The sequence below is a fragment of the Salinimicrobium gaetbulicola genome (assembly GCF_042676025.1).
Lineage (GTDB): Bacteria > Bacteroidota > Bacteroidia > Flavobacteriales > Flavobacteriaceae > Salinimicrobium > Salinimicrobium gaetbulicola.
Genome location: NZ_JBHTJP010000030.1, coordinates 1 through 772 on the forward strand (window position 1 = coordinate 1; position 772 = coordinate 772).

1 protein-coding gene is annotated in these 772 nt (G+C 31.9%); it reads left to right on the top strand.

What is annotated here, in order from left to right; translation table 11 throughout:
• The coding region (locus ACFQ1G_RS01450; protein ID WP_380736461.1) for a tetratricopeptide repeat protein at nt 1-728 on the top strand (728 nt) is incomplete at its 5' end.
• Nucleotides 729-772 lie beyond the last annotated feature (44 nt).

The window sequence follows — 772 nt, forward strand, 5'->3', positions numbered from 1 at the left end:
CAGGTCCGCTACTTGCGTTAACCGGAGACGTTGTGCCAAATTATATGAAAAGTATCCTCTTAACTTTAATTCTGATTGTTACTCAAACATCATTGGCACAAAAAAGTGAAATTGAACAGCTAATGTTGGAGGGTAACCAAGCTTTTAATAATTCGGATTTCGATACCGCTAGAGAAAAATATTCCTTGATAATAAAAATAGATTCACTTAATAAAGATGCAACCTTCAACTTAGGAGCAACATTTTTAAATCTTGGACAAAACGACAAAGCTTGCGAGCAATTTCAAAAAGCTTATTCAATTGGAGATATCGGAGCATTTGATGTAATAACTCAATATTGCGGAGTAATAAAGAACGTTGATAAAATGATTCCAAACCATGTAGATGAATTACCAAAATTCAAATACAATGGAAAATTCGTCGGATTAATACTTCGAAAGAATAAATATCAAAAAGAAATTAATCCCTTGTTTATAGACTTTTTAAAAACAGAATTTAAAAAATCAAAAGATTTAAAAAAACTTAAAGACAAATTCTACATTAGACTTAAAAATGTTACGAAAGAAGGTGAACTTGTCGCTGAGATCAAGGGAGATATAAAAAATAAATACAAAGAAAAGATTCTGGAAATATTAAAAAATAACACCGAATACTATCCTGCCATATATAACGGAGAAAAAGTAGAATTAACTGGCGGAGGATTCACATTGCCTGTATCTGTACAATAACTTGGCACAACATCGGTTAACGAGCAAATAGCGGCAGACCCTTC